The organism is Sphingomonas longa, from assembly GCF_016892685.1.
In the GTDB taxonomy this organism is placed as follows: Bacteria; Pseudomonadota; Alphaproteobacteria; order Sphingomonadales; family Sphingomonadaceae; genus Sphingomonas; species Sphingomonas longa.
In genome coordinates this window covers 288,468-312,435 of the sequence record NZ_JAFEMC010000003.1, presented here as the reverse complement: position 1 = coordinate 312,435, position 23,968 = coordinate 288,468, and the positions used below count along the sequence as shown (strand labels likewise).

Here is a 23,968-nt window from a genome sequence, read left to right as displayed (position 1 = left end):
TGGTTAACATCCCACCCCGGGTGGCCTGCACCCTCCCCGACCGCCGTCATCGCGAGCGAAGCGAAGCAATCCGGGCCCGGACGCGCGGCTGCGGATTGGCGCGTCGCTGCGCTCCTCACAAGGACGGATATTGGCGGTAGCGAGGCATCTGGCGAGGGGCTCAGCCCTTGGGCACGCGCAACGCGTCGACCATCGCGATGACGTGTTCCAGATGCGCGGCGGGGGCGCTGGCGCCGGCGCGGTCGAGCGCAACGGCGGCGCGGGCGAGCAGGTCGGCGGATTCCTCCAGCCAGTCCTGCGCATCGCCGCCGTCGAGGCCGGCGGCATCGCCGATGTCGCGGCGCAGTTCGAATGCGGCGACGGTGCGGCGGGCGAGCATTTCCAGCGCCGCGCGCTCCTCCGGATCGAGGTCGTCGCGGGGTGCGATGTCGATAACGCACAAGGTACCGAGCCTGGCGCCGTTGCGCATCCTGAGCGGAGCACCGGCGTAAAACCGGATGCCGCCATCCCTGGCGACCGCAGGGATATCGCGGAACCGCGTGTCGGCGCGGGCATCCGCGACGGTGAACAACTCGTCGCTGCGGATCGCGTGCGCGCAGATCGATTCATCGATCGGGTCCTCGCGGTGCTCGACGCCGATCGCCGCCTTGAACCATTGCCGGTCCTCGTCAACCAGCGAGATCATCGCGATCGGGGCGTTCGTGACCGATGCCGCTTCCTGTACGATCACATCGAAGGCCCGTTCGGCGGGCGTATCGAGAAGTCCGTATTCCTTCAGCGTGGCGAGTCGCGCGGCCTCGCTCTGAGCATCCAGCATGGTAGATTCCGTGTCAGGAGAGGCCGGCCCGATATCACACCGCAGCGCAGGCCACTATCATCCCGATCAATGTCGGAGCGATTACATCGTGCGCTCCAGGATCAGCGTCGGCTTGTCCCGGTACAGCCCTTTCGCGAAGGCGACGAAGCCCAGCCGCTCCGCAAGCCGCCGCGATGGTGCGTTGCCCGGATCGATGATGCACATCGTGCGCGACAGCCGCGGATCGGCCCAGCCGAACACCGCCTCCAACGCTTCGCGCGCGAATCCCCGGCCCTGCGCATCGCCGCGAAAGCCCCAGCCGACCTCCGGCACCCCCTCGAAATCGGGAACCGTGCCGCGGCGCGAATCCATGATGCCGACCTCTCCCAGCCAGGTGCGGGTGGCGCTGTCCCGCACCACCCAGTGGCCGTATTCCGCGACCTGCCAGTGGCCGATATAACGGAGCAGGCGGTGCCACACCTCCTCGCGCGGGGTCGGCTTGCCGGACAGCGGCGCGTAGAAGCCGGGATCGGCGTGCATCGACGCCATCTCCTCCAGATCGCCCGGCTCGTGCGGGGACAGGGTGAGGCGTGTGGTGGACAGGATCGGCGGAGTCATCGCCGGATGGTAATGCAGGATGGTGCGGGCACGGAAAGATTTTCCGTGTCGCCGCGAAACACGCTAGGCGGAACGTTCATGGCCACCACCATCTCCTGCGACGTCGCGATCGTCGGCGCCGGTCTTGCCGGCGGGCTGATCGCGCTCGCGCTGGCGAAGCGACACCCCGACCTCGACGTGCGGCTGATCGACGGCGGCGACAGCGTCGGCGGCAATCATCTGTGGTCGTTCTTCGGCAGCGACGTCGCGCAGGCGGATCGCTGGATCGTCGAGCCGCTCGTCAGCTATGGCTGGCGCGGGTACGATGTCGCGTTCCCGCATCACGCGCGCACGATCGGCGCGACCTATTACTCGATCGAGAGCAGCGCGCTGGACCGGGAGGTGCGGGCGGCGATGCCGGCAGAGCGGCTGATGCTGGGGCGCAAGGCGCTGGGCGCGTCGGCGACCGGCGTCGTGCTGGCGGACGGCGACCGGATCGAGGCGCGCGGCGTGATCGATGCGCGCGGCACCGGCGACCTGTCGATGCTGGACCTCGGCTGGCAGAAGTTCGTCGGGCGGGAGATCGCGCTGGACACCCCGCACGGTCGCGAGCGGCCGGTGGTGATGGACGCGACGGTGAAGCAGATCGACGGGTATCGCTTCGTCTACGTCCTGCCCTTTGCCGAGCGGCGCATCTTCGTCGAGGACACCTATTACAGTGACAAGGCGGAACTGAACCGCCGCGCGATCGAACCGCGGCTGGATCGTTATGCAGAGGCGCAGGGCTGGCACGGCACGACCGTCCGCGAGGAGGCGGGCGTGCTGCCGGTCGCGATGGGCGGCGATTTCGAGGGATATTGGCGGTCGGGCGGCGCGAAGACGGCGAAGGCGGGAATGCGCGCCGGCCTGTTCCACCCGACGACCGGCTATTCGCTGCCGGACGCGATCCGCACCGCCGCCGCGATTGTCGCGCAGCGCGACTTCTCCGGCGAGGCGCTGCACGCGCTGACGCACGGGCTGGCGAAGGCGACGTGGGACGCGCGCGGCTTCTACCGGATGCTCGACACGATGCTGTTTCGCGCCGCGGAACCGGAGGAACGGTACCGCGTGCTCGAACGCTTTTACCGGCTCGATCCGGGGCTGATCGGGCGCTTCTACGCGGGAACGTCGACGATGAAGGACAAGGCGCGGGTGCTGGTGGGCAAGCCGCCGGTTCCGATCGGGCGTGCGGTGCGCGCATTGATGAGGGCAAGAGCATGACGACGGCGGTAGTGATCGGTGCGGGATTCGGCGGGTTGGCGCTCGGTATCCGGCTGCAATCGGCAGGCGTGCAGACGACGATCGTCGAGGCGCGGGACAAGCCGGGCGGGCGCGCCTATTATTGGGAGCGCGACGGCTTCACCTTCGATGCGGGCCCGACCGTCATCACCGATCCGGCGTGTCTGGAGGAGCTGTGGCAGTTGACCGGCCGGGCGATGGCCGACGACGTGACGCTGGAACCGGTGTCGCCCTTCTATCGCCTCAACTGGCCCGACGGCACCAATTTCGACTACACCAACGACGACACCGTGCTGCGCGCGGAGATCGAGAAGCTGCATCCCGGCGACTGGGAGGGATACCAGAAGTTCCTGAAATACTCCGCGGGCGTGTTTCATGAGGGATATGAGAAGCTGGGCCATGTCGCGTTCCTCGACTTCGCGTCGATGATCAAGGCGGCACCGGCGCTGGCCAAATATCAGGCGTGGCGATCGGTCTATTCGGTCGTGTCGGGCTTCGTGAAGTCGGAGAAGCTGCGCGAGGCGCTGTCGTTCCACACGCTGCTGGTCGGCGGCAACCCGATGACGACGAGCGCGATCTACGCGCTGATCCACAAGCTGGAGCGCGACGGTGGTGTCTGGTTCGCCAAGGGCGGCACTAATCGCCTGATCGCCGGCATGGTCGCGCAGTTCGAACGGATCGGCGGGACGCTGCGCCTGGGCGATCCGGTCGCGAAGATCGAGACGCTGGGCGACCGCGCGACCGGCGTCGCGTGCGAAAGCGGCTGGCGCGCGGATGCGGACATGGTCGCGGCCAACGCCGACATCATGCACGCGTACCGCGACCTGCTGAGTGACTCACGCAGTTCGCAGCGGACCAAGGCGAAGCTGGAGCGCAAGTCGTACAGCCCGTCGCTGTTCGTCGTGCATTTCGGCATCAAAGGCACGTGGCCGGGCGTGCCGCACCACATGATCCTGTTCGGCCCGCGCTATAAGGGCCTGCTGGAGGACATTTACGACCACGGCGTGCTGAGCGAGGATTTCTCGCTGTATCTGCACCATCCGACCGTCACCGACCCCAGCCTGGCCCCGGAAGGAATGTCGACCTTCTATGCGCTGGCGCCGGTGCCGCACATGGGCAAGTTTCCGGTCGACTGGGCGGAGATCGGCCCGATCCTGGAAAAGCGGATCATCGACGAGGTCGGGCGTCGCCTGATCCCCGACATCCACGAGCGCATCGTCACCAAATTCCACTACGCGCCCAGCGACTTCGCGCAGGACCTGAACGCGCATCTGGGCAGCGCCTTCTCGCTGGAGCCGGTGCTGACGCAGAGCGCCTATTTCCGCGTCCACAACCGCGACGACGCGATACCGAACCTGTATTTCGTGGGTGCGGGCACGCATCCGGGCGCGGGCATTCCCGGCGTGGTGGGGAGCGCGAAGGCGACGGCGCGGTTGATGCTGGAGGGGTGAGGGGTTGGTGGGGTGATGCAGAAGTCAAAAGTTTTGCATCAGCGTGGGGAGCAAAGCGGCCGGTTGGCCGATGCCTGGAAGCGGACCTCAAAGCTTAGGCATTGATGCGATCTTAGTCGCGAAGGTCAGCAGGTTCGGGTGTTCGCGCCACTCTGTCAGTTCGCTAAATCCGCGTTCAAGCAACGCATCAATGAATGGAGCAAAAGCGGCAACCTCTTCGCCTTCCATCAGAAAGGTCGTCTTCCAGTATCGATCGCTTCCCCGATCGTCCGAGCAACAAGCCCATAGATTCCACGTTAAACGGTCCGGGTCGGCAAGATATAGCTGCAACAACGCACTCGGATTGTTCCCCCAACGCATGGATCTGCCAACGGAGTCGCGCTCATTCTGCCTCACCGACGGGGCATGACGTGCCGCGAACCCATTGATGTTTGGATCGATCGGCAGAAGCGCTGCTTCGAAATGCGCCCATTGCTCGTCTGTCCCATACCAGCCGCGGTTCGCCATGAGGCACCTCCACGCTTTGGTATGCGGCTTCCAGCAGGTTTGGCAACACGTCCGCTCCCAGCACCTTTCCGCGCTATGGATGCAAAACTCAAAGGTTTGCATCAAAGCGACATGAAGGTCCGACCGATGATCACCTGCAATCAGGTGACGCTACTGAATTGCAGCATGCCGCCGGATGGCGGGTATGGTGGGCGATGGGTAAATGGCCGCGAGTGACGCTGGATCGCTCCGGACCGTAGCCGCAGGCGTGAAGTCAGTAACTTCGAATCTAGCCCGGTCTATAGCCACGATACGCATTGCGCCCTCAACATGGTGTTTTGCCGCATCAGTCGCGCGTATCCAAATATAGTATTTTGGATACGACACTCCACTCTGTGTCGCTCCTTTCCGAAGCGGTTCAAGCGTCACCTTTTTAGAAGGTAGCCGGTGCGCTGCGAGGTACGCTCGAACATCGCGCTCAAGGATTTTGCTAAAACTTGAGGCAGGTGGCGCATTTGCCGCAATATGGCTCGCCTGTAGCTGCTGCATCATTCGCCCTATGTGAGCCGTTGATGGAACCTGCTGTGCCATTACAGATGCCGATACGGAGATCAGAAGTGTGAAGATGGCCGAGGTGCGCATGGTCATGATCGGTTTGTCAGCATAATCCGAGTTCCGTCAATGGCCGGTTTCCAGCGAGGTTGCCAACCATGATGCATAACTAACAAGTTCTGCATCACGCCGGGGACGGCAGAGATCCGGGCGCATTCATGATGCATATCCCTGATGCATCATCCCATCCCCGCACCCCGCCACCCTTGCCGCTCCCGTCCCCATCCCCTAACCCGCGCAGCATGAAGCGCCTTGCGATTTACTGCGGCTCCGCGACGCCGGCCGATCCCGTGTTCATCGATTCCGCGCGGGAGGTCGGGCGGACGCTGGCCGAGCGGGGGATCGGCGTCGTCTATGGCGGCGGGCGACTGGGATTGATGGGCGCGATCGCCGATGCGGCGCTGGCGGCGGGGGGCGAGGTCATCGGCGTGATCCCGCAGGCGCTGGTCGATGCGGAGGTCGCGCATCGCGGGCTGACCGAATTGCACGTCGTCACGGGTATGCACCAGCGGAAGGCGCTGTTCACCGAGCTGTCGGACGGCTTCGTCACGATCCCGGGCGGCACCGGTACGATGGACGAATTGTGGGAGGCGCTGAGCTGGGCGCAGCTCGGCTATCACGCCGATCCCGTGGGGCTGCTCAACACCGCCAATTACTACGAGCATCTGATCGCGTTCTGGGGGACGATGGCGCAGACCGGGTTCCTGCGACCGCAGCACCGCGACCTGCTGATCGTCGCCGATACGCTCGACGTGCTGCTGGAGCGGATGGCCAGTCACGTGCCGACGCAGCCGATCGTGCGGATGTCGGTCGGGGATCTTTGAGCGCCGCATCGCCTTCGGATGACGTGGGGCCCACCCGCGACGCGATCGTGGCGACCGCGCATGAGTCGATCGCGCGTGGATCGAAGAGCTTCGCCGCCGCATCCCTGTTATTCGATCCGAAGACGCGGCAGCGGGCGTGGCTGCTGTACGCGTGGTGCCGACGCTGCGACGACATCGCGGACGGGCAGGATCACGGCCACAGCATGAGCCATGTCGAGGACGCGCCGGCCCGGCTGGCGGACGTGTCCGCGAAGACCGAGGCGGCGCTGGCCGGGCAGGTCGTCGGCGATCCGGCCTTCGACGCGCTTCGGATCGTGGCGGCGGAGACGCGGTTGCCGCCCGCCTTCGCGCGCGACCTGATCGCCGGCTTCGCGCTGGATGCCGAAGAGTGGCGGCCGGCGACCGAGAACGACCTGTACCGCTATTGCTACCACGTGGCCGGGGTCGTCGGGTGCATGATGGCGGTCGTCATGGGGGTGCCGCCGGAGAACGCCGCAACGCTGGACCGCGCCTGCGATCTGGGCATGGCATTCCAGTTGGCGAATATCGCCCGCGACGTGCGCGAGGATGCGGAGGCTGGTCGCTGCTACCTTCCCGCTGCGTGGCTGGCCGAACTGGGGCTGACCGAGGCGACGCTACTGGAGCCTGCGAACCGCGCGGCCCTGGCGCGGCTAGGGGCACGGCTGGCGGAGAAGGCGGCGGCGTTCGAGGCGAGCGCGCGGGGCGGGACGCCGGCGCTGTCGTTCCGGTCGGCCTGGGCGGTGCTGGCGGCGGCGGCGATTTATGGTGCGATCGGGCGCGAAGTCGCGGCGCGGGGCGAGCGGGCATGGGACCGGCGGGTCAGCACGTCCGGCGCACAGAAGCTGGGTTTCATCGCGCGCGCGGGTCGCGAGGCGGCACGGCGACACGAGCTATATGCAAATGTGGCGCGGCCGGCTGGCCTGTGGCGACGGCCGCGCTGACGATCGACGGCCGCCAACTCTCGGGGACGGCAACCGACCTATCAATCGAAGCTACACCCGGCCCGAGCGCACGCAAAAAGGCCGCGGGCAATGTCGCCCCCGGCCCGTTCACCACCGCGATCGGCAATCGACCCGCACGCCCGAAGGCGTGCGCGTGCGGATTACTTGATCTTGGCTTCCTTGAAGTCGACATGCTTCCGCACGACCGGGTCGTACTTCTTGAAGCTCAGCTTCTCCGTCTTGGTGCGCGGGTTCTTCTTGGTGACGTAGAAGAAGCCTGTGTCCGCGGAGCTGACGAGCTTGATCTTGACGGTGGTCGGCTTGGCCATGAGCCCTATCCTGAAAAAGAAAGAGAGCGGCGGCCGGGGCCCCCGCTCGATCAGTGGCGGCGCATGACGCATGGTCGGCACGAAGTCAACCGAAAGCACCCTGGCGGGCGGGTCTTAACGGCCCGGCAACCAGTGGAAGCGTAGGGTTTCAGCAGGATAGAAGAGGAGCCGGGGACATGGAGCAGCCGATCGATCTGGACGCGGTCCGCGCCGACCTGACGATGCGAATCGCCGCCATCGACACGCGTGCGCCCTATGCCCGCCCTTGCGAACTGGCGCCGGCGATCGATGCGATTCGCGTGATCGCGCATCGCAACGGCCTGAACCCCGCCGTTACCGTCGCGCATTTCGTCGATTCGGCGCTGTCTCGTGGCGAGCGCGGTGCGCTGGTGCATGGCTGGCTGTCGATCCTGTCCGACGCGGTCGGCTGCGAGCGGCAGGACGTCGCCGCGTGCGACGCCTATGCCGCCGCCTGCTCGGTCCGCCTCGCGAGCTGACATCTTGGACGCGCTGATGGCGGCGCTGGTCGCCGCCGCGCTGGCCGGCATCGGCGATCGGCCTGCGCACCTCTCGGCGATCCTTGCCGATCGATTCCGCCCCGGTGTCGTCATCCTGGCGGCGCTGGTCGCGCTCGCCGCCGCGACCGCGTTGGCGGCGATCGCAGGAACGCTCCTCGCGCCGATGCTGACGCCGGAGGCCGCACGGCTGCTCCTGGCGCTGGCGCTGGCGTTGCAGGGGGGCGGCGCACTGTGGTCGGGCAAGCCACCGGAACGCCTCGATGGCTGGCGACTGGGCGGGTTCGCCACCGCGACGCTCGGTTTGTTCATCCTCGCGTTCGGCGACGGAGTGCAGTTCGTCGTCGCCGCGCTGACCGCCGGCGGAGGATCGCCGATCCTAGCCGCGGCCGGCGCGACGATCGGCGCAACCGTGACGATGACGGCCGGGGTCCTGCTGGGCGAGCGTGGCTGGCTGAGGCTGCCGCTCAAGCCCGTGCGATGGACGATCGCCGGGCTGTTTCTCGTCGTCGCGGCGATCCTCGCATTACAAGCACTCCATCTCGTCTGACGGCGGAGCCAATCGAGGCGGGGTTCGTTACGCTGACGATCCCAAACTTCGGAGCTTATCATGGCCGACGTCGCCCCCAACCTGAAGACCCCGACCGACCTCAACCGCAACGACACGCGCACCGTGGCGGAGGCGCTGAACATCGCGCTGGCGGATTGTTTCGCGCTGTACCTGAAGACGAAGAATTTCCACTGGCACGTGTCCGGCCCGCATTTCCGCGATTATCACCTGATGTTCGACGATCAGGCCACGCAGATCCTGGGCATCACCGATGCGATCGGTGAGCGTGTACGCAAGACCAGCCAGACGACGCTGCGTTCGATCGGCGACATCAGCCGTCGCCAGACGATCGTCGACAACGATCGCGATTATGTCAGCCCCGACGAGATGCTGGCGGAGCTGCGCGAGGATAATCTGAAGCTGATCGCGGTGTTCCGCGACGCGCGCGAGCGGGCCGAGGAAGCGAACGACACCGCCACCTCGTCGATCGTCGACGACTGGATCGATCAGGCCGAGGAACGCGCCTGGTTCCTGTTCGAAACCGCACGGAAGGGTTGATCCGATGTTGAAGCTCGCTGTGATCTTTCTCGTGCTCGGCCTCGTGCTGGGCGGCCTGGGCTTCGGCGGCGTCGGCGGTGCGTTCGTCGGGATCGCCAAGATCCTGTTCGTGATCGCGTTGGTGCTGTTCGTGATCTTCCTCGTGCTCGGTCTGGTCGCGGGCAAGAAGGTCAAGGACGCACTCTGACGGACGGGAGCGCCTACTGGCTGGTGGACGACGGTCCGATCCGGATCAGCCACCAGTCGGGCGGTGCGCCGAAGCGGATCGGCAGATTGCTGGTGCCGAGGCCACCGGTGACGATGATGGTGCGGCCGGGGTCATGGATCACGCCGCACCGATACCGCGGCGGGGCCACATCGATCGGGGCTCCGTAGAAGGGCAAAACGACCTGCCCGCAATGGGTATGCCCCGCCAGCAGCAGGTGGACGTACGGCTTGGCCCAATTGGTCGCCTCGGGCGAATGGGCGACCATAACCCCAGCCCCCTGCAGTCGTAGCAGCGCGAACATGGCCGGTGCGATGTGGAAATGGCCTGTAGACTGGTCCCCCATCCCCGCGACTCGCAAGGGTCCCACTTGCGCCGAACCATTGATCAGCAACGTCGCACCAATCCGCCGTAACATTCGCGCCACCGCTACCTCGTCGGTGCCGTAGTCGTGGTTGCCGAGCACCGCGACGATGCCGAATGGGGCGGACAGCCGACGCAGTTCCGCCTCCAGGATCGGTACGGCGTGCAGGGCTTCTGCCCGGCCCACGCCTTCGATGAAGTCCCCGGCGATCACGATCAGGTCGGGGCGCTGCGTGTTCACCCGATCGACCACGCGGCGCAGTCGCTGCGGGTCCATCGTCATGCTTTCCATGTGGATATCGCTCAACAGCGCGACCGTCATTGGCGGCGCGCCCCTGGGCCAGTCCGGCAGCCCGACGGAGGTACGCCGCAGCACCGGATCGACGCGGGCATTGTGCACCCCGACGCCGAACAGGACACTGAAGGCGGCGATCACGAGCAGACAGGCAAGCAACAGGCGGCGCATCAACATCGTCGCGTGCCCTAGCGGGAGCGGTTCGGGTGCGCCATGCGTTCCGATGTCATGCACGCTTTCGCCGCGCTTCTCGATTCGCTGATCTACACGCGCGGTCGCAACGCGAAGCTGAAGCTGGTCGCCGACTACCTTCTCGCCACGCCCGACCCCGATCGCGGCTGGGCAATGGCGGCGCTGACCGGCGATCTCGACCTGCCGGGCGTGAAACCCGCGCAAATTCGCGCGCTGATCGAAGAGCGCGTCGATCCCGTGCTGTTCCGTATGAGCCGCGATTATGTCGGCGACACCGCGGAGACGGTGGCGTTGTTGTGGCCGGCGCCGGTCGTGCCCGCCGAGCCCGAGCCGCTATCGCTGGCGCAAGCGGTGGAGCGGTTGCGGCATTTGTCCCGCTCCGACGCGCCTGCGGCGCTCGCGGCGATGCTCGACCGGCTGGACGCGGAGGAGCGGTTCGCGCTGTTGAAGATGGCGACGGGCGGTTTGCGCATCGGCCTGTCCGCACGGCTGGCGAAGACGGCGCTGGCGAATGCCTTCGGGATCGACGTCGACGAGCTGGAGGAGCTTTGGCACGGTCTCGACCCGCCCTATGCGACGCTGTTCGAATGGGTGGAGGGGCGCGCCGAGCGACCGACGGCGGTGGACACGCCGATCTTCCGTCCCTTCATGCTAGCGCACGGACTGGAGGACGCGCGTGTCGACCTGAACGATTATGCCGCGGAGTGGAAGTGGGACGGTATCCGTGTCCAGATCGTTCACGTCGCCGGCCAGACGCGCCTGTACAGCCGCACCGGCGACGATGTGACGGGCGCCTTTCCCGATGTCGCCGCCGCCTTTGCCGAAGCCGGGGCGGTCGATGGCGAGTTGCTGGTGAAGGGCGAGGTTCAGGGCGGCGAAGCGGCGAGTTTCAACGCGTTGCAACAGCGATTGGGCCGCAAGACCGTGTCGGCGAAGATGCTCGCCGAATATCCGGCCTTCGTCCGCCTCTACGATATCCTGGTCGACGGTACGGAGGATCTGCGCGCGCTGCCCTGGACCGAGCGCCGCCGGCGGCTGGAGGCGTTCGTGCCGCGGCTCGATCCGGAGCGCTTCGATATCAGCGCGGTGATCGAGGCCGACGACTTCACGCATCTGGAGGCGATCCGCGCCGGCGCGCGCGATGCCGCGATCGAGGGTGTGATGCTCAAGCGGCGCGACAGCCCCTATGTCGGCGGACGGCGCGCGGGCTTGTGGTACAAATGGAAGCGCGATCCGCTGACCGCAGATTGCGTGATGATGTATGCGCAGCGCGGCAGCGGCCGGCGATCCTCCTATTACAGCGACTATACGTTTGGGTGCTGGACCGATGACGGCGAGTTGCTGCCGGTCGGCAAGGCGTATTCGGGCATCACCGACGAGGAGCTGCGGATACTCGACAAGTTCGTGCGCAACCACACGCTGAACCGATTCGGCCCGGTGCGCGAGGTCGAGAAGACACTGGTGCTGGAGATCGCGTTCGATTCGATCCACGCCTCGACCCGGCACAAATCGGGCGTTGCGATGCGCTTTCCCCGGATCGCGCGGATCAGGACGGACAAGCCCGCGAACGAGGCCGACCAGCTGGCGACGCTGAAGCGGCTGGTGACCTGATCCGCCGGACGGACGTCAGGGCAGCGCGATCTCGAACAGCGTCGGCCACAGCTTGCCGGTGACGAACAGCCGCCGCGCCTTCGCATCCCAGGCGATGCCGTTCGCCACCGCCTCGATATCGGTAACCCCGATCTCCGCGACGATCGGCTTCAGGTCGACGATCTGGACGACCTTGCCCGAGCCCGGATCGATGCGGACGAGATACGGCGTGTGCCAGACGTTGGCGAGGATCGTGCCGTCGACCAATTCCAGCTCATTCAGGTCCTTGAGCGGCCGACCGCGGATCGTGACGGCGATCAGGCGGCGGTCCTTCAGCGTCTTCGGATCGACCACCCGCAACGTGTCGGACCCGTCGGAGCGGATCAGCTGCGTCGCGTCGCCGGTCAGGCCCCAGCCTTCGCCGGTGTAGCGCATAGTTCCCAGCGGCTTGAGCGTTTTGGCGTTCCAGCGATGCGCTATGCCGTCATGCCATGTCAGGCTGACGAGATCGTTGCCGGCCAGCGCCACGCCCTCCCCGAACTGCGCCGCGGGGATCGTGGCGCGGGCGAGGATGCGACCGTCATTCAGGCGGACGCGGCGGACCTCCGACCGACCCTCCTGCCCGGTGCTCTCGACCAGCACGCCGTCGTGCCACAACAGCCCTTCGGTGAAGGCGGTGCGGTCGTGCGGGTAGCGAGCGACGATCCGCGGCACGACGACGGGGATGTCGGCGGGCTCCGTCGTTCCCTGCGCGGCCTGCGCCGGCGGCGTGGCTTGCGCGGGTGGCGAAAGCCACAATGTGAGCAGGGCGAGGAGCGTCGGGATCATCGCGCCTGATTGCGGCAGGCGATGCGGGGCGGCAAGCCTCTAGTGGCGGAAGTGGCGCATGCCGGTGAAGACCATCGCCAGCCCGGCCTCGTCCGCCGCCGCGATGACCTCGTCGTCGCGGATAGAGCCGCCCGGCTGGATCACCGCCGTCGCGCCGGCCTCCACCGCTGCGAGCAGGCCGTCGGCGAAGGGGAAGAACGCGTCCGACGCCACGGCGGAGCCGATCGTCTGCGGTTGCGCCCAGCCTGCCTTCTCCGCCGCGTCCTTCGCCTTCCACGCGGCGATGCGGGCCGATTCCAGCCGGTTCATCTGCCCCGCGCCGACACCGGCGGTCGCACCGTCCCTGGCATAGACGATCGCATTCGATTTGACGTGCTTGGCCACCGTCCACGCAAACCGGCAATCCGCCAGTTCCTGCTCGGTCGGCGCGCGACGCGTCACCACCTTCAGTTCGCCCAACCGGCCATTGTCGCGCGACTGGACCAGCAGGCCACCGGCGATGCTCTTGATCGCCAGCCCGCCGCGTGTCGGATCGGGCAGTTCGCCCGCGATCAGCAGCCGCAGGTTCTTCTTGCGCGCGAACACCGCCCGTGCATCGGCATCGGCATCGGGGGCGACCACGACCTCGGTGAAGATCGCCGAGATCGCCTCCGCCGTCGCACCGTCGAGCGGACGATTGACCGCGACGATGCCACCGAAGGCCGACACGGTGTCGCACGCGAAGGCGGCGCGATACGCGTCCAGCACCGTCTCACCGCTCGCCACGCCGCAGGGGTTGGCATGCTTGACGATCACCACCGTCGGCGGCCCGTCGCGGAACTCCGCCACCAGTTCCAGTGCGGCGTCGGCATCGTTGAGGTTGTTGTAGCTGAGCGCCTTGCCCTGCAACTGCTCCGCCTGCGCGATGCCGCGGGCGTGCGGCCCGCGCGGCAGGTACAGGGCGGCCGACTGATGCGGGTTCTCGCCGTAGCGCAATTCCTCCGCGTGACGCGTGAAGGCGAGCGGGAGCGTCGCCGGGAACGTCTCACCCTGATCGGAAAAGGCGAACCACTGCGCGATCGCCGAGTCGTAGGCGCCGGTGGCGGCGAACGCCTTGGCCGCGAGGCGGCGGCGCGTGGCGAGCGTGGTGCCGCCGGCGTCGAGTTCGGCCAGCACGCCCGCATAATCGGCGGGATCGGTCAGGATCGCGACATGCGCGTGGTTCTTGGCGGCGGAGCGGACCATGCTGGGGCCGCCGATGTCGATATTCTCGATCACCTCGTCCCGCGCCGCGCCCTTCGCGACGGTCGCCTCGAACGGATAGAGGTTGACGACGACGAGATCGATCGGCGCGATGCCGTGCTCCCGCATCGACGCGACGTGCGCCGGATCGTCGCGCACCGCCAGCAGTCCGCCGTGAACCTTGGGGTGCAGCGTCTTGACGCGTCCGTCCATCATCTCAGGGAAACCGGTCAGGTCCGACACGTCGTCGACCGTAAGGCCAGCCTCGCGTAGCGCCCTCGCCGTGCCGCCGGTGGAGACGAGCGCGACGCCCTTGGCCGCCAGCGCGGTCGCGAGATCGACGATGCCGGTCTTGTCGGAGACGGACAGGAGGGCGCGGGTGACGGGGATGGTGCTCATGGCCAGCGCCCTTGGCCGGTCAGAGCGCGCGCTTCAAGACCCAGCTGATGTGCGCGCCGCCGGTCGGGGCTTCTCCACCGACCACCAGTTGCTGGATCGCCACCGGCCGCCCCTCCCCGTCGATCCAGACGCTGTCCTCGATTGCAAGCGCACCGCCGCGCGCACGGAACTGCCACAAGGCGCCGCCGGGCAGGCGCAGGATCGCAGCCTGCCCGTCCGCGGTTGCCGACGCCTGCACGCCACGACCGAGATGGAACCGGACCGCGAACCCCGTCGCCCCCGGATTGCGCTTGCGGCCGTCGGGCAGCAGCGCGTCCTCGCCGCGCAGCTCGCGGCCGTCGCCGGTCAGCAGCAGCTGGCGGCGGTGCTTGAAACCCCAGCGGCGGACGTATCCGTCATGGCTCGCCTCGATGCGGCTGGCGGCATCGGATTCCTGCCGGGACAGCTCCACCTCCGCGACGCCGCGGCCCAGCGTGCCGTCCGTGTGGATCGCGGTGGAGTTCGAATCGCCCAACGTCAGCGTCGAATGCGCCGCGGTGGTGCGCAGCCCCTCGGCGAGGGTTGCGGGAAGCTGTACCACCGCCGCGCGCGCGCCGCCGCAGTTCACGACGATGCGGACCGGGCCGTCGCTGAACTCGAACGCCAGCGTGGAGGCACAGCCGCCATCGACCACCCGCGCGACCGGCGGCGGCGCGGCATCGACGATCAGCACCGCAGAGCCGGCGGCGAGCCGCTGATACCCCCATTCGCGCGACTGGCGCAGCGGGCGGGTGCGGATTCCGCTGGCCGCGATCACCGCCGCGACCTCCGCTTCGGTAGAGGGGCCACCACCCTGCCAGCTCGACAGCGCACGGTCGCCGTGGCTCGCGCCGAGCAGCGCCGGGACCATCCGCGCCAGCGCCGATCCCGCGACGACGGGCAGCTCCAGCCGGCGCGCCGCATAGGTCTCACGCAGGGTCGACAGCAGCGCGATCACGTCGAGCAGCATCGCCGGGCTGCGCGAGACGACGCCGCCATCCTCGAACAGGCCGGTGTGCAGCGCGCGCGTCAGCCCCGCCTCCCCGAACGCCAGCCGCGGATCGCCGCCGGGAATGAGCAGCCCTGCCGCGACGACTCCGCACCACGCGGCAATGCGCGGTGCACCGGCGGGTGCCTTGTCGGCGCTGCGATCCAGATGCCGCGCGCCGCGTGCCAGCGTGTTCAGCACCTGCGACCGGTAGATCAGGTCCGTCGATGACAGGATCAGCGGCGCATGCGCCGTCCAGAACAGGATGCGGCGGCCCCAGTTTTCCGGCGACCACGCCGCGCCGTCGATCTTCGTACCATGCACGCTCAGCCAGCGCTGCATCAGCCCTTCGGCGACGGTCGCTCCGGCGGCGCGGGTGGCCCCCGACGACAGGTCGCGCAGCCAGGCGAAGCTGTGAACATAGGCGCCGAACGCACCCGACCAGTCGGGCCTGGCGAAGTCGAGCGTGTCGATCGCGCGAACTTCGCCGCGAAAGCCGATCTGCCCGTCCAGCAGCGCCTGTCCGCACGCGGCATTGCCCAGCACGGGGTCGTCCGGCACTGCGATCAGCTTCAGCGGGTAACGACCCTTCAGCCGCATGCCGTGGATCGGCGTCCGCCACGTCAGCCGGTGCAGCCGGTCGGCGAGACGCTCCGCCAGCGACAGGCCGGACGTACCGCGGACCCGCATCAGGCGCTTGCCCTCCTCGATGCCGTCGGGGTTTGTCTCGCTATCGGGGGGCAGGTCGGTCACGCGCCGCGGAGTGCCCGGATATTGTCGGCGTAAGCGTCTGGTCCGCCACGGAAGACGGCGGTCCCCGCAACCAGCGCGTCCGCACCCGCATCGATGCACTGGCGCGCGGTGTCGGGATCGACGCCGCCATCCACCTCCAGATCGATCGCGCGGCCGGTCTGGTCGATCATCTTGCGGACCGCGGCGATCTTCTTGAGCTGGCTGGGGATGAAATGCTGCCCGCCGAAACCGGGATTGACGCTCATCACCAGCACCAAGTCGACGGTGTCGAGCAGGTAATCGAGCATCTTGGCGGGCGTGCCGGGACACAGCACGACGCCGGCGCGCTTGCCCAACCCCTTGATGTGCTGGAGCGAGCGATGGATGTGCGGCCCCGCCTCGTAATGGACAGTGATGCAGTCTGCCCCGGCCTCCGCGAACGCATCCAGATACGCATCCACGGGCGATATCATCAGGTGCACGTCGAACGGCTTGGTCGTAACGCCGCGCACCGACTTCATCACGGCCGGCCCGAACGAGATATTGGGCACGAAATGCCCGTCCATTACGTCGATGTGGATCCAGTCCGCACCAGCGGCGTCGATGGCGCGCACCTCCTCGCCGAGCTTCGCGAAGTCGGCGGACAGGATCGACGGGGCGATGCGGACGGGCAGGGCTGGCATGGGCGCTCGTGTAACGCGGGTTGCGGCGGGGTTAAAGGTGGCTGGTAGGGTCAGGTGCGCCTGAGCTTCACCGCGAAGAACCCGTCGAGGCGACCCTTGTCGGCGAGCATCGTCGGCAGCGTCCGGACATATCCCCCTTCCGCCGCAGCGACGCCGGTCGGCAGCGATGCCGGATCGACCGGCTCCACCGCAAAGTCGCGCCGCGCGACAAGGAAGCGTTCGAGCTGGCGCTCGCCCTCGTCCGGCTCCAGCGAGCAGGTGGCGAAGACCATCGTGCCGCCCGGTTTCACCCAGTCGGCGGCGCGGTTGAGGATGCGGGTCTGAAGTTCCGCCAGTTCCGCAACCACCGAGGGGCGGACGCGGTGGAGGACGTCCGGGTGGCGGCGGAAGATACCGGTGGCGCTGCACGGTGCGTCGATCAGGATCGCGTCGGCCGGTTCCTCCGGCGACCACAGCAGCACGTCGGCGCGCACCACCTCGGCCTTCAGGCGGGTGCGGAACAGGTTCTCGCGCAGGCGCTTGATTCGCCCCTGCGACGAATCGATCGCGACGGTCTGCCAGCCGGCGGCGGCGAGCTGCATCGTCTTGCCGCCGGGCGCGGCGCACAGGTCGAGCGCGACGCCGTCACCCCGGCCCAGCATCCGCGCCGGGATCGTAGCGGCAAGGTCCTGCACCCACCACGCGCCGTCGGTATAGCCCGCCATGTCCGGCACGGGGTCATGATCGACGAGGCGCAAGTGGCCGGGCGCAAGGCTTTCGCCGCCGAGCCGCACGCGCCATTCCTCCGTCGAACCGGGATCGGCGAGCGTGATGTCCAGCGGCGGCGGCGCGGCGATCGCTTCCGCGGCGGCCTCGACCATCGCCTCGCCCCACGCCGTTTCCCACCGCGCCTCGACCAACGGCGGCAGCGCGGGAATTTCGGGCAACAGGATGTTGGCGCGCATCAGCGTGCCGAACACACCGTGAACCAGCTTGCGCGGGCCGCCGTCGACCAGCGGCAGCACGGTCGAGATCGCGGCGTGCGGCGGCGTGCCGAGCACCAGCGCCTGCACCAGCGCGATGCGCAGCGCGGTGCGCGCCTTGGCGTCGTCCGGCAGCGCCCGCTCGGTCGCGCCGTCGATCGCGGCATCGAGATCGGGCAGACGGCGCAGCGTCTCCGCAGCGATGGCATGCGCGAGGCCGCGATCGGGCCCGTGCACCATCCGCGTCGCCGCCGGCAGCGCCGCCTCCAGCGACTCGCCACGGCGCAGCACCGCGTCGAGCAGTTTGATCGCGGCACGGCGGGTGGGCACGCCGAGCGGTTCGGGCGCATGCGTCTGCGGCCCCGCCGGCTTCGTTCTGGGCTTCACTTGGGAGAACTCCTTTGAGCCCCTATGTGGAGCAGCAGCGATATTCCAGCAACCGCAGCACCGGAGATACGCCGATGGGACAGCGTCCCGACCATCTGAAGCCGCCCAGCTACCTGTCCCCAAACCCCCCGGTGCCGCAGCCGGAAGCCACGCCGAAGCGCCACGACGATCCGCTCGGCCGCGATCCGGTCCGGTACGGCGACTGGGAACTGAAGGGCATAGCCGTCGATTTCTGACGCCCGCTCGGGAACTTGTTTTCCCTGCGGAACGTCCGGCTTGATATGGGGCAAATCGGCAGGCGCTGGCGGATCATCGGCGGGGTGCTGCTCGGCGTCCTCGTCATCCTGTTATTGATCGTGGCGATGTTCCCGTGGGGCGTGTTCCGCGGCATCGTCGAGCGCGAGGCGACGGAGCGCTTCGGCCGGCCGGTGACGATCGGTGCCGTCGACCGGATCGACAGCTTCGGCTTCACTCCCGTCATCGCCATTCGCAACGTGCGCGTGCCGCAGGCGGACTGGGCTGGCACCGGCGACTTTGCGCGGGTGAAGCAGGTGACGGTCAGCTTTCCGGTGTGGCCGTTGCTGACGGGCGAGTTCCGGCCGCGCGACGTGACGGCGGACGGCGTGCGGCTGGCGCTGGTTCGCGATGCCCGGAAGCGGACCAACTGGGACCGGCCGGGCAAGCCGCAGGGTGGCGGCGGCTCCACCGACCTCGGTGCGATCACGATCCGCGATGCCGTCGTCAGCTATGCCGACGCCGTGCAGGACCGGCGGGCGACGATGCGGCTGACCGCCGACCCCGACGCCGGGCTGAAGGCGGAGGGCGATGGCATCATCCGGGGTGCGCCGGTGCGGATTACCGTGAGCGGCCCCGCGCCTGTTCGCGGCCAGCCCTGGCCGTTCACCGCCGACGTTGCCGGACGGGCGCTGACCATGCATGCCAAGGGCAGCATGGACCGGCCGCTCGACACCGATGCGATGACGCTGGACGTATCGGCCCGCGCGACCGACCTGAAGATGATCGACGCGGTGATCGAGGCGGGCCTGTTCCGGACCCGCCCGGTGGCGCTGACCGCGCATGTCCGGCACGATCCGACGCGCTGGACGATCACGGCGCTGAAAGGCACGATCGGGCGATCCGATCTGCGCGGACACATGACCGTCGACAAGATCGACGGTCGATCGAAGATCGACGGCGCGCTGGTGTCGAAGCAGTTCGCCTTTGACGACCTGACCTCCCCTGAGGGACGTGCCGAGGGCATTGCGAAGGAACGCCGGATCGGGCCGCGGCTGGTGCCCGACACCCGCATCGACATCGGCAAGATCGACAACACGGACGGGCGGCTGGTGTTCAACGTCGACCAGATCGTCGGGCCGGGGGCGAATGCGCCGATTCGATCGCTGGCGGCGACGATGACGATGGACCACCAATTGCTGACGCTGTCGCCGCTGAAAATGGTGCTGGCGCAGGGCCGAGTCACCGGTCGCGCGACGATCGACCAGCGCGGCGGCCGGCGGTCGCCGACCCTGTCGTTCGACATCCGGCTGGACGGCGGCCGGATCGCCGGCTTCGCCGAAGACGGGCAGTTCACGGGCAAGCTCGACGGTCGTGCGCGGCTGACCGGGGTCGGCGATACCATCCGCAGCGCGATCGGCCGGTCGAGTGGCGGCATCGGCTTCGTGGTGCGCGAAGGTCAATTGCCGCAGCGTTATGCCGCCGCTTTGGGCTTCGACGCGGGGCGGGCGTTGCTGGCGGGGTCGGACGACCGCACCGGCCTGCGCTGCCTGATCGCGCGGGTCGCGGTGAAGGACGGCACCGGCCGGATCAACCCGCTGGTCGTCGACACGGCGATCAGCCAGTTGACCGGGTCGGGCACCATCGCCTTTCCGGAGGAAACGCTGGCGCTGACGATGAAGGGCGCGCCCAAGCGTGACGTGATCCTGCGCATCCCCGGCAATGCGGCGATCGCGGGAACGCTGACCGATCCGAGGATCGTCGTGCCGCGCGAGGTGAAATCGGTCGGCAACATCCTGAAAGCGATCGGTAATCGCATCACCGGGCATAGCGGGCCGGTCGCCGGGAACGCCGACTGCAACGCGCTGGCGGCGCGGGCCTTGCGGTAAGCGCGACTGCGGAAGGTTAGGCTAAGGTTAGTCCAACGCGGCTTATGGCCGACGAGTGGATATGGACGTTTGAAAGAGCGGGTCGGCGCGCTTCATATAGGCGGATCGGGTTCTGTAGGACAGCGCGAACGCATTCTATCGACCCTCGTCGCGTAGCGGTCGGGCCAGCAGATCGCCGACCACCTGCGCGGCGGGGGCACCTTCCAGCAAACGACAGACCGCATCGGTAACGGGCATGTCGACGCCCGCTTCGCCCGCCGCCTGACGCAGCACGGGGGCGGTGAACGCGCCCTCCGCGACGGTGCGGCGATCCTGGAGCAGTGTCGCCGCCGTGTCGCCGCGCCCCAGCCCGACCCCGAGCGAGAAATTGCGGCTGCTGGTCGACGAACAGGTGAGGACGAGGTCGCCGAGGCCGGACAATCCCGCCAGCGTCTCCGCTCGTGCGCCGCGCGCCAGACCGAATCGCGTCATTTCCGCGAAGCCACGGGCGATCAGCGCGGCACGGGCGTTCTGGCCCAGCCCGGCCCCCTCGACCACGCCACAGCCGATCGCGAGGACGTTCTTCACGGCTCCACCGATCTCCGCACCGATGACGTCGTTCGATGCATAGGGGCGGAAATGCGGTGCCGCGAGACGATCCATCAGTCGCGCGCGCAGCTCGTCGTCCTCGCAGGCGAGCGTCACCGCGGTCGGCAGTCCGCGGGCGACCTCATGTGCGAAAGTGGGGCCGGACAGGACGGCGATCGGCGCGGCCGGGTGCGCGGCGCGCGCGACCTCCCCCACCAGGCGGCGGGTGCCCGCCTCGATGCCCTTGGCGCACAGGATCAGCGGCGTCTGGCCGACCGGCGTCGCGGCGAGCACGGTGCCGACATGCTGCGCCGGCACGACGACGAGCAAAGCGTCGACATCGCGCATACGAGTTGGATCGGTCGTCGCGACGATCGTCTCCGACAGCTTTATGTCATTCAGGAACAAGGGGTTGAGGTGATCGCGATTGACCGCGTCGACCACGTCGCGGCTGCGCGCCCAGAGCAGCACGTCGCGGCCGCCATGCGCAGCGACCTGCGCCAGCGCGGTGCCCCACGCGCCGCCGCCGAGCACGCCGATCCTCATGCGTTTACCCCCGTCATGCCTTCACACCGGCACCGCGCACCGGCGGCGCGGACGGGTCGAGCGGCCAGCGCGGGCGCGCCGGCATGTCGAGCGGATCGGTCAGGCCGGCGGCAAACCGCTCCACCCCCGCCCACGCGATCATCGCGGCATTGTCCGTGCACAGCCACAGCGGCGGGGCGACGAAGCGGCGGCCATGCTCCGCCGCCAGCCCGGCCAGCGCGGTGCGGACGGCGGTGTTGGCGGCGACGCCACCCGCCACGACGAGCGCCTTGGCCTCCGGGGCGGCGTGGAGCGCGCGGGCGGTGCGGTCGATCAGGCATTCGACTACCGCCGCCTGGAAGGATGCCGCGAGATCCTCGGGCGAGTGATCGGCGGCGGCACGCGCGACCGCGCTTTTCAGGCCCGCGAACGAGAAATGCGGCTCGGCGGCCCCCTTGAGCGGGCGCGGCAGCGGTACCGCGCGGGGATTTCCGAGCGCCGCCGCCCGTTCGACGGCCGGACCACCGGGGAAGCCGAGGCCCAGCACCTTGGCGGTCTTGTCGAACGCCTCGCCCGCGGCATCGTCGATCGTCGTGGCGAGTCGGCGATAGCGGCCGACGCCCTTGACGAGGAGCAACTGGCAATGGCCGCCCGACACCAGCAGCAGCAGGTAGGGAAAATCGAGATCGGGGTCGGACAGCCGCGGGCTGAGTGCATGCCCCTCCAGATGGTTGACGCCGATGAGCGGTTTGCCGACCGCATGCGCCAGCGCCTTGCCGGTGACGAGGCCGACCATGACGCCGCCGATCAGGCCCGGCCCGGCGGTGGCGGCGATCGCGTCGACATCGGCGAGCGCGATGCCCGCATCCTTGAGAGCGGCGGCGATCAGCGGCTCCATCGCCTCGACATGCGCACGGGCGGCGATCTCCGGCACGACGCCCCCGTAAGGCGCGTGCGCCGCCTCCTGCCCCGCGAGCCGGTGCGCCAGGACACGGCGATCGTCGGTGACGAGCGCGGCGGCGGTCTCGTCGCAGGAGGATTCCAGACCAAGGATCAGCATGCATGCTCTGTAGGGCGGGCAACGGAGACGGGCAAATGCCCGTAGCCCTTGTCCCCGCCCCTTCCCCCGCGCTAACCGGCGGAAATGATCCGGTTCAGGCTCGGGACGCGGGGTTCGCCGCTGGCATTGACGCAGGCGGGAATGGTGCGCGCGGGGCTGTGCGCCGCGCACGACTGGCCGGAAGACGCCGTCGAGCTCGTCGTGATCCGCACCACCGGCGACCGCGTGCAGGACCGCGCGCTGGCGGAGATCGGCGGCAAGGCGCTGTGGACCAAGGAACTCGACCGCGCCCTGCTCGACGGTGCGATCGACGCGGCGGTGCATTCGATGAAGGATGTCGAGACGATCCGGCCGGAGGCGATCCGCATTGCCGCGACGCTCCCTCGCGCGGATGTACGCGACCGGCTGATCGGGGTCGAATCGCTCGACGTGCTGCGCCGGGGCGCGGTGGTCGGCACCAGTTCGCCGCGACGGCGCGCGCAGTTGCTGCGACTGCGGCCCGACCTGTCGATCGTGCTGTTCCGCGGCAATGTCGAGACGCGGCTGGCGAAGCTGGCGGCGGGCGAGGTCGATGCGACGCTGCTGGCGGCGGCGGGGCTCGACCGGCTGGGGCGCAGCGATGTGGGTCATGCGATTGGCACCGACGTCATGCTGCCCGCGCCGGCGCAGGGGGCGGTCGGGATCGAAGTCCGCCGCGCCGATGCCGCGGCCGAGGCGCTGGTCGCGGCGATCGACGATCCGGCGACGCATGCCTGTGTCGCGGCGGAGCGATCGTTGCTGGCGAGCCTGTCGGCGGATTGTCACTCGCCGGTCGCGGCACTGGCGAGTCTGGCGGGCGAGACGCTGTCGCTGCGCGGGCAATTGCTGTCGGAGGACGGCGAGGAGGATGTCGTCGGGCAGGTCGAGGGGGTGCCGGGCGAGGACCTCGGCGGCGCACTGGCCGCCGACCTGCTGGCTCGCGCGCCGGAGGCGGTGCGGCGGCTGTTCGCGGCGTGATGACGGGTGGTGGGCGACGGTGGCGTAGCAACGCCCTGAACGTAGACGCCCTCATCAAGCTGTACGACTCCGAAGGTAGCGGCGCCACGCCGCAAGCCATTCACCGCGCCTCTGCGCATCCGCGCGGACATTCTGATTCGCGTCCAAGCGGTTTACCGATCCCCGCAGCGCGCCCCGCCTGTCGGCCAGGAGCCTGACGGCATGCCGCGCCCGATCGTCGTCTTACGACCGGAGCCGGGGAACGCGGCGACGGCGACGAGGGTCGAGCAGGCCGGTCTCGTCGCCCTGAGGTTGCCGTTGTTCTGCGTAGCGGCGGTGGCGTGGACAGTGCCGGACCCGGCGCAGTTCGACGCGCTGCTGCTGACCAGCGCCAATGCGGTGCGGCATGGCGGCGAGGGGTTGGCGCGGTTGCGAGAGCTGCCCGTGGTCGCCGTGGGAGAGGCGACGGCACGGGCGGCGCGCGCGGCTGGCTTCACCGTCCTGCTGACGGGCAGCGGCGATGCCGCATCGGTGACGGCGGCCACGACCGGACGTCTGCTGCATCTGGCGGGGCGCGAGCATCATGCGGTCGCGGGGGCGACGACGATCGTCGTCTATGCAACGGAGCCGTTGCCGGTCGACGGCTCACTCTTCGAGGGCAGTGTCGCGCTGGTGCATTCGGCGCGCGCGGCGGCGCGGCTGGCTGCAATAGTGGAGGGGGAAGCGCGCGAAAGCATCGTGATCGCAGCGCTGAGTCCGACAGTTGCGGCGGCGGCCGGCGATGGGTGGCGAGCGGTCGAGGCCAGCGACATGCCCCGCGATGAGGCACTCGTCGCGCTGGCGGTGCGGCTCGCCGGTCGCGACGGTGATTGACCGCACCGCCCCGCGGCCCGATAA

General features: G+C 68.6%; 25 protein-coding genes. 13 read left to right on the top strand and 12 right to left on the bottom strand.

Annotated features, from left to right (window positions below):
* Window positions 1–160: 160 nt before the first annotated feature.
* Together ILT43_RS11460 and ILT43_RS11455 are read right to left on the bottom strand one after the other, a co-directional pair.
* Window positions 161–817 (bottom strand): GAF domain-containing protein, encoded by a 657-nt coding sequence (locus ILT43_RS11460; protein ID WP_204199099.1) that lies wholly within the window; start codon window positions 815–817, stop codon window positions 161–163.
* Window positions 818–898: 81 nt separating this feature from the next.
* Window positions 899–1,414 (bottom strand): GNAT family N-acetyltransferase, encoded by a 516-nt coding sequence (locus ILT43_RS11455; protein ID WP_204199098.1) that lies wholly within the window; start codon window positions 1,412–1,414, stop codon window positions 899–901.
* Between the two features lie 78 nt (window positions 1,415–1,492).
* On the opposite strand from ILT43_RS11455, the gene crtY reads away from it, so the two are divergent.
* Together crtY and ILT43_RS11445 are read left to right on the top strand one after the other, a co-directional pair.
* A complete protein-coding gene (crtY, locus tag ILT43_RS11450; RefSeq protein ID WP_204199097.1) occupies window positions 1,493–2,653 on the top strand; it encodes a lycopene beta-cyclase CrtY in 1,161 nt (386 codons plus the stop codon).
* Window positions 2,650–4,122 carry a phytoene desaturase gene (locus ILT43_RS11445; RefSeq protein WP_204199096.1) on the top strand — a complete coding sequence of 491 codons (1,473 nt, stop codon included), beginning with the start codon at window positions 2,650–2,652 and terminating at the stop codon, window positions 4,120–4,122. Before crtY ends, ILT43_RS11445 begins: the two co-directional genes overlap by 4 nt.
* 87 nt (window positions 4,123–4,209) lie before the next feature.
* Here ILT43_RS11445 and ILT43_RS11440 read toward each other — a convergent pair whose 3' ends face one another.
* Window positions 4,210–4,629: a hypothetical protein gene (locus tag ILT43_RS11440; protein ID WP_204199095.1), complete on the bottom strand. Its 420-nt coding sequence runs from the start codon at window positions 4,627–4,629 to the stop codon at window positions 4,210–4,212.
* A gap of 833 nt (window positions 4,630–5,462) precedes the next feature.
* Between ILT43_RS11440 and ILT43_RS11435 the strand changes: the two genes are divergently transcribed.
* Window positions 5,463–6,044, top strand: a complete 582-nt coding sequence (locus ILT43_RS11435) for an LOG family protein (RefSeq protein WP_204199094.1) — start codon at window positions 5,463–5,465, stop codon at window positions 6,042–6,044.
* 23 nt (window positions 6,045–6,067) lie between these two features.
* The gene (locus ILT43_RS11430; protein ID WP_204199093.1) at window positions 6,068–7,006 is read left to right on the top strand and encodes a squalene/phytoene synthase family protein; all 939 of its coding nucleotides are present in this window, start codon (window positions 6,068–6,070) and stop codon (window positions 7,004–7,006) included.
* A gap of 161 nt (window positions 7,007–7,167) precedes the next feature.
* Here the strand turns inward: ILT43_RS11430 and rpmG are convergent, their stop codons facing one another.
* Entirely contained in the window at window positions 7,168–7,335 is a 168-nt protein-coding gene (gene rpmG, locus ILT43_RS11425) for a 50S ribosomal protein L33 (RefSeq protein ID WP_055844439.1), read from the bottom strand.
* Between the two features lie 176 nt (window positions 7,336–7,511).
* Between rpmG and ILT43_RS11420 the strand changes: the two genes are divergently transcribed.
* Genes ILT43_RS11420 through ILT43_RS11405 form a run of 4 tightly spaced genes read left to right on the top strand, consistent with a single transcriptional unit; the run spans window position 7,512 to window position 9,145 of the window.
* Entirely contained in the window at window positions 7,512–7,832 is a 321-nt protein-coding gene (locus tag ILT43_RS11420) for a hypothetical protein (protein ID WP_204199092.1), read from the top strand.
* A gap of 4 nt (window positions 7,833–7,836) precedes the next feature.
* Window positions 7,837–8,400 carry a TMEM165/GDT1 family protein gene (locus tag ILT43_RS11415; RefSeq protein WP_204199091.1) on the top strand — a complete coding sequence of 188 codons (564 nt, stop codon included), beginning with the start codon at window positions 7,837–7,839 and terminating at the stop codon, window positions 8,398–8,400.
* 60 nt (window positions 8,401–8,460) lie between these two features.
* Window positions 8,461–8,958, top strand: coding sequence for a Dps family protein (locus tag ILT43_RS11410; RefSeq protein WP_204199090.1), 498 nt, complete (start codon window positions 8,461–8,463; stop codon window positions 8,956–8,958).
* A gap of 4 nt (window positions 8,959–8,962) precedes the next feature.
* Window positions 8,963–9,145: a DUF1328 family protein gene (locus tag ILT43_RS11405; RefSeq protein ID WP_204199089.1), complete on the top strand. Its 183-nt coding sequence runs from the start codon at window positions 8,963–8,965 to the stop codon at window positions 9,143–9,145.
* Between the two features lie 13 nt (window positions 9,146–9,158).
* On the opposite strand, the gene ILT43_RS11400 is transcribed toward ILT43_RS11405, so the two are convergent.
* Window positions 9,159–9,998 carry a metallophosphoesterase gene (locus ILT43_RS11400; RefSeq protein WP_204199088.1) on the bottom strand — a complete coding sequence of 280 codons (840 nt, stop codon included), beginning with the start codon at window positions 9,996–9,998 and terminating at the stop codon, window positions 9,159–9,161.
* Between the two features lie 51 nt (window positions 9,999–10,049).
* On the opposite strand from ILT43_RS11400, the gene ILT43_RS11395 reads away from it, so the two are divergent.
* Window positions 10,050–11,624, top strand: coding sequence for a cisplatin damage response ATP-dependent DNA ligase (locus ILT43_RS11395; protein ID WP_204199087.1), 1,575 nt, complete (start codon window positions 10,050–10,052; stop codon window positions 11,622–11,624).
* Window positions 11,625–11,639: 15 nt separating this feature from the next.
* On the opposite strand, the gene ILT43_RS11390 is transcribed toward ILT43_RS11395, so the two are convergent.
* Genes ILT43_RS11390 through ILT43_RS11370 form a run of 5 tightly spaced genes read right to left on the bottom strand, consistent with a single transcriptional unit; the run spans window position 11,640 to window position 17,821 of the window.
* Window positions 11,640–12,431: a glutaminyl-peptide cyclotransferase gene (locus ILT43_RS11390; RefSeq protein WP_204199086.1), complete on the bottom strand. Its 792-nt coding sequence runs from the start codon at window positions 12,429–12,431 to the stop codon at window positions 11,640–11,642.
* 39 nt (window positions 12,432–12,470) lie between these two features.
* Entirely contained in the window at window positions 12,471–14,051 is a 1,581-nt protein-coding gene (gene purH, locus ILT43_RS11385; RefSeq protein WP_204199085.1) for a bifunctional phosphoribosylaminoimidazolecarboxamide formyltransferase/IMP cyclohydrolase, read from the bottom strand.
* Between the two features lie 19 nt (window positions 14,052–14,070).
* The gene (locus ILT43_RS11380) at window positions 14,071–15,747 is read right to left on the bottom strand and encodes a heparinase II/III family protein (RefSeq protein ID WP_239474685.1); all 1,677 of its coding nucleotides are present in this window, start codon (window positions 15,745–15,747) and stop codon (window positions 14,071–14,073) included.
* A 59-nt stretch (window positions 15,748–15,806) separates the two neighbouring features.
* Window positions 15,807–16,472 carry a ribulose-phosphate 3-epimerase gene (gene rpe / locus ILT43_RS11375; protein ID WP_204199083.1) on the bottom strand — a complete coding sequence of 222 codons (666 nt, stop codon included), beginning with the start codon at window positions 16,470–16,472 and terminating at the stop codon, window positions 15,807–15,809.
* Window positions 16,473–16,522: 50 nt separating this feature from the next.
* A complete protein-coding gene (locus ILT43_RS11370; protein WP_204199082.1) occupies window positions 16,523–17,821 on the bottom strand; it encodes a transcription antitermination factor NusB in 1,299 nt (432 codons plus the stop codon).
* Window positions 17,822–17,895: 74 nt separating this feature from the next.
* Here ILT43_RS11370 and ILT43_RS11365 point away from each other — a divergent pair, with 74 nt between their 5' ends.
* Together ILT43_RS11365 and ILT43_RS11360 are read left to right on the top strand one after the other, a co-directional pair.
* Entirely contained in the window at window positions 17,896–18,057 is a 162-nt protein-coding gene (locus ILT43_RS11365) for a DUF1674 domain-containing protein (protein WP_204199081.1), read from the top strand.
* 45 nt (window positions 18,058–18,102) lie between these two features.
* Window positions 18,103–19,944 carry an AsmA family protein gene (locus tag ILT43_RS11360; RefSeq protein ID WP_204199080.1) on the top strand — a complete coding sequence of 614 codons (1,842 nt, stop codon included), beginning with the start codon at window positions 18,103–18,105 and terminating at the stop codon, window positions 19,942–19,944.
* Between the two features lie 135 nt (window positions 19,945–20,079).
* On the opposite strand, the gene ILT43_RS11355 is transcribed toward ILT43_RS11360, so the two are convergent.
* Window positions 20,080–21,057, bottom strand: a complete 978-nt coding sequence (locus ILT43_RS11355; protein WP_204199079.1) for an NAD(P)H-dependent glycerol-3-phosphate dehydrogenase — start codon at window positions 21,055–21,057, stop codon at window positions 20,080–20,082.
* A gap of 13 nt (window positions 21,058–21,070) precedes the next feature.
* A complete protein-coding gene (tsaD, locus tag ILT43_RS11350; RefSeq protein WP_204199078.1) occupies window positions 21,071–22,096 on the bottom strand; it encodes a tRNA (adenosine(37)-N6)-threonylcarbamoyltransferase complex transferase subunit TsaD in 1,026 nt (341 codons plus the stop codon).
* An 84-nt stretch (window positions 22,097–22,180) separates the two neighbouring features.
* On the opposite strand from tsaD, the gene hemC reads away from it, so the two are divergent.
* On the top strand, window positions 22,181–23,092 hold the full coding sequence (gene hemC, locus ILT43_RS11345) for a hydroxymethylbilane synthase (RefSeq protein WP_204199077.1): 912 nt from the start codon (window positions 22,181–22,183) through the stop codon (window positions 23,090–23,092).
* 201 nt (window positions 23,093–23,293) lie between these two features.
* The gene (locus tag ILT43_RS11340; RefSeq protein WP_204199076.1) at window positions 23,294–23,944 is read left to right on the top strand and encodes a uroporphyrinogen-III synthase; all 651 of its coding nucleotides are present in this window, start codon (window positions 23,294–23,296) and stop codon (window positions 23,942–23,944) included.
* Window positions 23,945–23,968: the final 24 nt, after the last annotated feature.

Excerpts from the sequence above, each read along its gene's own strand:
- ILT43_RS11355 (WP_204199079.1), bottom strand. The coding sequence starts at position 21,057 with ATGAGGATCGGCGTGCTCGGCGGCGGCGCGTGGGGCACCGCGCTGGCG.
- ILT43_RS11360 (WP_204199080.1), top strand. The coding sequence starts at position 18,103 with ATGGGGCAAATCGGCAGGCGCTGGCGGATCATCGGCGGGGTGCTGCTC.
- ILT43_RS11445 (WP_204199096.1), top strand. The coding sequence starts at position 2,650 with ATGACGACGGCGGTAGTGATCGGTGCGGGATTCGGCGGGTTGGCGCTC.
- ILT43_RS11340 (WP_204199076.1), top strand. The coding sequence starts at position 23,294 with ATGCCGCGCCCGATCGTCGTCTTACGACCGGAGCCGGGGAACGCGGCG.
- rpmG (WP_055844439.1), bottom strand. The coding sequence starts at position 7,335 with ATGGCCAAGCCGACCACCGTCAAGATCAAGCTCGTCAGCTCCGCGGAC.
- tsaD (WP_204199078.1), bottom strand. The coding sequence starts at position 22,096 with ATGCTGATCCTTGGTCTGGAATCCTCCTGCGACGAGACCGCCGCCGCG.
- ILT43_RS11455 (WP_204199098.1), bottom strand. The coding sequence starts at position 1,414 with ATGACTCCGCCGATCCTGTCCACCACACGCCTCACCCTGTCCCCGCAC.
- ILT43_RS11410 (WP_204199090.1), top strand. The coding sequence starts at position 8,461 with ATGGCCGACGTCGCCCCCAACCTGAAGACCCCGACCGACCTCAACCGC.
- ILT43_RS11405 (WP_204199089.1), top strand. The coding sequence starts at position 8,963 with ATGTTGAAGCTCGCTGTGATCTTTCTCGTGCTCGGCCTCGTGCTGGGC.
- ILT43_RS11365 (WP_204199081.1), top strand. The coding sequence starts at position 17,896 with ATGGGACAGCGTCCCGACCATCTGAAGCCGCCCAGCTACCTGTCCCCA.
- purH (WP_204199085.1), bottom strand. The coding sequence starts at position 14,051 with ATGAGCACCATCCCCGTCACCCGCGCCCTCCTGTCCGTCTCCGACAAG.
- hemC (WP_204199077.1), top strand. The coding sequence starts at position 22,181 with ATGATCCGGTTCAGGCTCGGGACGCGGGGTTCGCCGCTGGCATTGACG.
- rpe (WP_204199083.1), bottom strand. The coding sequence starts at position 16,472 with ATGCCAGCCCTGCCCGTCCGCATCGCCCCGTCGATCCTGTCCGCCGAC.
- ILT43_RS11395 (WP_204199087.1), top strand. The coding sequence starts at position 10,050 with ATGCACGCTTTCGCCGCGCTTCTCGATTCGCTGATCTACACGCGCGGT.
- ILT43_RS11435 (WP_204199094.1), top strand. The coding sequence starts at position 5,463 with ATGAAGCGCCTTGCGATTTACTGCGGCTCCGCGACGCCGGCCGATCCC.
- ILT43_RS11380 (WP_239474685.1), bottom strand. The coding sequence starts at position 15,747 with ATGCGGGTCCGCGGTACGTCCGGCCTGTCGCTGGCGGAGCGTCTCGCC.
- crtY (WP_204199097.1), top strand. The coding sequence starts at position 1,493 with ATGGCCACCACCATCTCCTGCGACGTCGCGATCGTCGGCGCCGGTCTT.
- ILT43_RS11460 (WP_204199099.1), bottom strand. The coding sequence starts at position 817 with ATGCTGGATGCTCAGAGCGAGGCCGCGCGACTCGCCACGCTGAAGGAA.
- ILT43_RS11390 (WP_204199086.1), bottom strand. The coding sequence starts at position 12,431 with ATGATCCCGACGCTCCTCGCCCTGCTCACATTGTGGCTTTCGCCACCC.
- ILT43_RS11400 (WP_204199088.1), bottom strand. The coding sequence starts at position 9,998 with ATGTTGATGCGCCGCCTGTTGCTTGCCTGTCTGCTCGTGATCGCCGCC.
- ILT43_RS11440 (WP_204199095.1), bottom strand. The coding sequence starts at position 4,629 with ATGGCGAACCGCGGCTGGTATGGGACAGACGAGCAATGGGCGCATTTC.
- ILT43_RS11420 (WP_204199092.1), top strand. The coding sequence starts at position 7,512 with ATGGAGCAGCCGATCGATCTGGACGCGGTCCGCGCCGACCTGACGATG.